Source organism: Cytophagales bacterium (assembly GCA_019456305.1).
Classification (GTDB): domain Bacteria; phylum Bacteroidota; class Bacteroidia; order Cytophagales; family VRUD01; genus VRUD01.
In genome coordinates this window covers 16,238-21,370 of record VRUD01000038.1, presented here as the reverse complement: position 1 = coordinate 21,370, position 5,133 = coordinate 16,238, and the positions used below count along the sequence as shown (strand labels likewise).

At 37.8% G+C, this 5,133-nt stretch carries 6 protein-coding genes; 3 read left to right on the top strand and 3 right to left on the bottom strand.

Annotated elements, in window-relative coordinates:
- Window positions 1-168: 168 nt before the first annotated feature.
- Window positions 169-519, top strand: coding sequence for a hypothetical protein (locus FVQ77_09640; GenBank protein ID MBW8050584.1), 351 nt, complete (start codon window positions 169-171; stop codon window positions 517-519).
- Window positions 520-534: 15 nt separating this feature from the next.
- Here the strand turns inward: FVQ77_09640 and FVQ77_09635 are convergent, their stop codons facing one another.
- The 3 genes from FVQ77_09635 to FVQ77_09625 are packed head-to-tail and all read right to left on the bottom strand — an operon-like array spanning window position 535 to window position 2,052.
- Entirely contained in the window at window positions 535-1,416 is an 882-nt protein-coding gene (locus tag FVQ77_09635; GenBank protein ID MBW8050583.1) for a class I SAM-dependent methyltransferase, read from the bottom strand.
- A gap of 2 nt (window positions 1,417-1,418) precedes the next feature.
- Complete coding sequence (locus FVQ77_09630; GenBank protein MBW8050582.1) at window positions 1,419-1,895, bottom strand: hypothetical protein; 477 nt, start codon at window positions 1,893-1,895, stop codon at window positions 1,419-1,421.
- Window positions 1,825-2,052: a hypothetical protein gene (locus FVQ77_09625; protein ID MBW8050581.1), complete on the bottom strand. Its 228-nt coding sequence runs from the start codon at window positions 2,050-2,052 to the stop codon at window positions 1,825-1,827. The genes FVQ77_09630 and FVQ77_09625 overlap by 71 nt, the downstream gene beginning before the upstream one ends.
- A gap of 279 nt (window positions 2,053-2,331) precedes the next feature.
- Here FVQ77_09625 and FVQ77_09620 point away from each other — a divergent pair, with 279 nt between their 5' ends.
- A complete protein-coding gene (locus FVQ77_09620; protein MBW8050580.1) occupies window positions 2,332-3,816 on the top strand; it encodes a tetratricopeptide repeat protein in 1,485 nt (494 codons plus the stop codon).
- A 1-nt stretch (window position 3,817) separates the two neighbouring features.
- Entirely contained in the window at window positions 3,818-4,930 is a 1,113-nt protein-coding gene (locus FVQ77_09615) for an RluA family pseudouridine synthase (protein ID MBW8050579.1), read from the top strand.
- The last annotated feature ends 203 nt before the right edge of the window (window positions 4,931-5,133 follow it).

Genomic DNA, 5,133 nt, shown 5'->3' with positions numbered 1-5,133 from the left:
ACAGTTAACAACAGTTAACAACGGTTAACAACGGTTAACAACGGTTAACAACAGTTAACAACGGTTGCTTAAAACACTGCTTTTTTTCAAGATTAAGCATATGAAAAAGTAACCGATATTAACCATTATTAACCGCTATTAACTGTTGTTAACCATTTACATAAGCTCATGAAAAAAACCCTTTTATCAATTACACTGTGTTTTTTATACACAGCAAATGGTTTAGCTAACAATAAAATTGACAGCTTAAAACATGCCCTCAAAACCGCCAAAGCAGACACCACCAAAATAGTTACCCTCAACCGCCTCTCCGATGCCCTCTGGCGCACCGGTGAATACGACCAGGCGCTTGACTATGCCAGCCAGTCCCTCAATAAAATTGTCATCGCGTTGCGAGCCAGGGGCAGCCAAGGGGATGGAGCGAAGCAACCCTTTGAAACACAACCAGATGGAGCGAAGCGATCTCCCCAAATGTTAGGTTGGCTCAAAAAAGCAAAAATAAATTTATTGAAGTTATAAAAAATATACGAAATATCATTTATTAAGAATATAAAGTAAGCTAGAGTAATTGTTATTGTTTATAAATGCTTGTTTATTAGATTTAAAACCATTTATAATGCTTTTAAAAATATTATATGTACCGTATTTATTTTTTTCACTTAAGATTGATACATAGTATGCGTCAAACTTCATAGGGATGGTTTTATTAATTTTAAATCCATGTTTTTCCACAAGTTTCTTCATCGTTTCAGGTGTAAAATGATAAAGGTGTCTAGGTACATCATAGCCAGCCCAGTATTCTTTGTAGTGTTTTGTATCCCATGAATTGTGATTGGGTACAGCTATGATAACTGAACCGTGTGCTGCTATTTTTGTAAATAGAAATTTCATGGTGGTATCTAAGTCATGAATATGTTCTAGTACGTGCCATAAAGTAATAACATCATAAGTCTGGGTAGTTTCTATAGAATTAATAGTTTGGTAAATGGATTTACCGGTTAGCACCGCTGCAATACTATTTGCTTTTTTGTCTGGTTCGTATCCTGTGATATTCCACCCAGCTTGTTGACAGGTATTTAAAAAATGTCCTGTGCCGCAACCAAAATCCAAGAGATTACCTTTCTTGGTCAAAGAATTGATAAGAGATAATTTTCCCTTTAGTGTATATGAACGGATAATTTTATACACGAGTTGCATTGGATTTATTGCTCTGTCTGTATGTGAGATATATTCTTTTGAAGAATAATATTTTCCAATATTATCGATGTCTGGTCTTGGGTTGGTAAACAGAAAAGAACAATTATTACAGGTTGTAATCGCAAAACTTTCTTTACTTGCCATAAAATCTTCGCATAATATATAATTAGTGAATTGTTGATGATCACAAATGGGGCAATGTTCAATTTTTTCGTACATATCTATCTTCCCAGATAAACCATTAATACAGAAACATCTGCTGGTGAAACTCCGCTAATTCTTGATGGCTGGCCTATAGTTTTTGGTTTAATACTTGAAAGTTTTTGTCTTGCCTCTGATGACAGTGCTGATATTTTAGTGTGGTTAAAATTAGAAATGATTTTAAGATCTTCCATCAATTCAAGTTTTTGTGCCATTTGCTGCTGTTTGTCAATATACACTTCATATTTCAATTGTATTTCTACTTGTTCAACAATTTCCTTGCCAAATTTGTTTATTATCAATTGGAATTCTTTGGTAGTATTGTTTTTGGGAAGTATGTTTTCGGGCTGGTTTGCCATAGGTGAAAAGACGACAAAAAACGTGATCTTTGTGGTGGTGGTATTTTTGTTTGAGTTCATACTGGTGCTAATAGACCCGCTCATAGACCAATATACGGGAGGCAACCCTGCCCTGACCCTCGCCATAAACAGCGCCATAGCCCTGCTGATGATACCGGTTCATAACTTTTTGGTCAATAAGCTTGTGGGGAGAGTGTCGAAGACGAGTGTGGGGAGGAGGAAGGTTAGAAGAAGAAGGAAATAAGGAAATAGGGGAATAGGAAGAAGTGGCAGTAGACAAAAGGGTGGAAATCATCGGATGAGTGGATAGACTGTGCGTTGGGCTCATCCGATGAATAGAGGGGAATAGAAGAAATTTAAAATGCCTAAAATGCCTAAAATACAACTAAATTTTAGTTCTTATTAATTTTAGGCATTTTAAATTTTAAGTATTTTAGGCATTTCTTCAAATGACAATGTTTATATGGTTAAATGAGTATTTGCTGTTCGTGTGTTCACTTGAACACTTGAACACGTGAACACTTTTTCTAATTTTTTTATAAAAAGATTTTTGTAATTCTCATTATAAAAAAAAATGTTGGTACAGACAATTTCTGTTTTTCTAATATTATTATTTCCCATCAAAGCTTTTTGCCAGTTCCAAAAGCTATCGGGAGATACCTCCTTAGCTAACCAATTTTTCCAGGATGCTATAATCCTCCAAAAATCCGCCAAATACGACAGCTCTACTTACTATTTTGAAAAAGCCAGTGAGATTTATCTTCGTTTTCTTCGTGGTACGAATGCAGGGTTAGATAGTGGGCTGGAAAGTCGCGAGCAATACATAAAATGCCTATACCGGACCGGGTACAATTACACCCTCAAGGCCAACTATGCCAAAGCATTGGAATATACAAACAAAGCACTGCGGACGGGGCTGCAGATGTTGGGAGAGGAGCACATACAGGTGGCAAATACTTATGTTTTTTTAGGTATAATTTACATGCGGAAAGGTGAATATGATAAAGCATTAAAGCATTATAAGAAGGCAGCAAAAAAACAGATAACCATTCTTGGAGAAAACCACCATTCAGTAGGGGCAAGCTATCATAACATGGGAAATATTTATGCTGCTAAAGGTAACGATGATGAGGCAATGCGCTATTATAAAAGGGCTTTATCAATCATGCTAAAAAACCTTGGTGCTGACCATCCTGATGTAGCTATGAGCTATAATAACATGGGAGTAGTTTATTATGATAAAGGCGACTATGGTGAGGCTATGCTGTATTATAAAAGGGCTTTATCAATCAGGCTAAAAACTTTTGGTCCTGACCATCCTAATGTAGCTATGAGCTATAATAACATGGGAAATGTTTATTGTGAAGAAGGTGACTATGGTGAAACAATGCTATATCATAAGAGTGCCCTATCAATTTGGCTTAAAACCCTAGGACCTGACCATCCTAATGTAGCTATGAGCTATAATAACATGGGAAATGTTTATTATGAAGAAGGTGACTATGATGAAGCAATGAATTATCATAAAAAGTCTTTATCTATACGGTTAAAAACTCTTGGCCCCAACCATCCTGATGTGGCTTCCACCTATACAAATATTGGAAGTATTTATAATGCTTTAAAGGAGTATGATAGAGCCATGGAATACCAGGAAAAAGCGTTGGCAATATACCGGAACACATTTGGATATTTTCATCCTCGTGTTGGATTAGTTTATAAAAGCATTGCCTTAATTTATGTCGCTAAGGCAAGCATGGAACATGGAACTTGGAGCAAGGAACAAAGCCAACCAAGCCACAAGCTCCATGCCACATGCCTCTTAGATACTGCTCTATATTATTACCAAAAAGCAATCGGAGCTTTGGTAGCGCCATCGCCTGAGATGAAAAAGCAGGGAATCGGTACGCACTACAAAACCATCTATGAAAACCCGGTGATACCTACTATTTATGATGTAAAGGAAGGAAGGAATACGATCAATTCCAATATGGTGCTGAAGGATGCGCTGATAGGGAAAGCGGAGGCTTTTGAAAAAAGGTGGTATTTAAAAAATAAATAATATGAAAAAAGAAAACGAAAACATTGAAATTACCGAAAATGAATTATACGAGCATCACCGTATTGTGGTGGACAAAGGCCAGGATTTATTGAGAATAGATAAATTCCTGGTTGACAGGCTGCCTCATGCTACACGCAACAAAATCCAAAATGCGATTAAATGCGATGCTATCAAAGTAAATGAAGTGGTTATCAAATCAAATTATAAGGTAAAGCCGCAAGATATCATTACTGTCTCACTTCCCAATCCACCAAGGGATGAAGAAATTATTCCTGAAGACATACCACTCAATATTATTGTTGAAGATGATGATATCATAATTATAAATAAACCAGCAGGCATGGTCATGCATCCTGCACATAATAACTGGACGGGTACTTTGGTGAATGCACTTGCCTTTCATTTCCCAACCTCTGTTCGACATGATATTTCCAATAACAGGATAGGTTTAGTGCACCGGATAGATAAAGATACATCAGGCCTTGTAGTAGTAGCAAAATCAGAATTAGCCCTAGCTCACCTCGCTAAACAATTTTTTGAACACACTATTGAAAGGACATACCTTGCATTGGTATGGGGGGATTTTGAAGATGGAAAATGCCTGCCTGCCGACCTGCCCACCAAAGGCCTATGGCAGGCGGGAGCATCAGCGCAGGCAGAGAAGATGGAAAATGGAAAATGGAAGGGGACTATTACAGGCAATATCGGCAGAAGTCTCAAAGACAGGCGTGTGATGGCAGTTTTTCCCGAAGGAAATTACGGAAAACCGGCTGTTACTCATTTTGTGGTTTTAAAATCTTTTCAGTATGTATCGTTGATTCAATGTAAATTAGAAACAGGCCGAACGCACCAAATAAGGGCGCATCTCAAGTATATCGGACATCCTCTTTTCAATGATGCTGTTTATGGCGGTGATAAGATCGTGAAAGGCCCACAATTTTCAAAGTATAAAGCTTTTGTAAAAAACTGCTTTAAGGAATTACCCCGCCAGGCGCTTCATGCAAAATCACTCGGTTTTATCCATCCCGGTAGTAAAAAACAAGTAAGGTTTGAGTGTGAATTGGCAGAGGATTTTAAAGCGGTATTACAGAAATGGGAGCAGTACAGCGTATAGCCCCTCCAAAGTCGGCAGTCGGCAGTCGGCAGTTAGCAGTCGGCAATTGTTTTTTGCCGACTGTGGACTGTAGATTGCCAACTGATTTATTTGCCGACTGTGGACTGTAGATTGCCGACTGATTTTTTTGCCGACTGTGGACTGTAGATTGCCGACTGATTTTTTTGCCGACTGTGGACTGTAGATTGCCGACTGATTTTTTT

What these genes read in the sequence shown, in the direction of transcription:
- FVQ77_09635 (MBW8050583.1), bottom strand. Translation starts at nt 1,416, where the DNA reads ATGTACGAAAAAATTGAACATTGCCCCATTTGTGATCATCAACAATTC.
- FVQ77_09640 (MBW8050584.1), top strand. Translation starts at nt 169, where the DNA reads ATGAAAAAAACCCTTTTATCAATTACACTGTGTTTTTTATACACAGCA.
- FVQ77_09625 (MBW8050581.1), bottom strand. Translation starts at nt 2,052, where the DNA reads ATGATTTCCACCCTTTTGTCTACTGCCACTTCTTCCTATTCCCCTATT.
- FVQ77_09620 (MBW8050580.1), top strand. Translation starts at nt 2,332, where the DNA reads ATGTTGGTACAGACAATTTCTGTTTTTCTAATATTATTATTTCCCATC.
- FVQ77_09615 (MBW8050579.1), top strand. Translation starts at nt 3,818, where the DNA reads ATGAAAAAAGAAAACGAAAACATTGAAATTACCGAAAATGAATTATAC.
- FVQ77_09630 (MBW8050582.1), bottom strand. Translation starts at nt 1,895, where the DNA reads ATGGCGCTGTTTATGGCGAGGGTCAGGGCAGGGTTGCCTCCCGTATAT.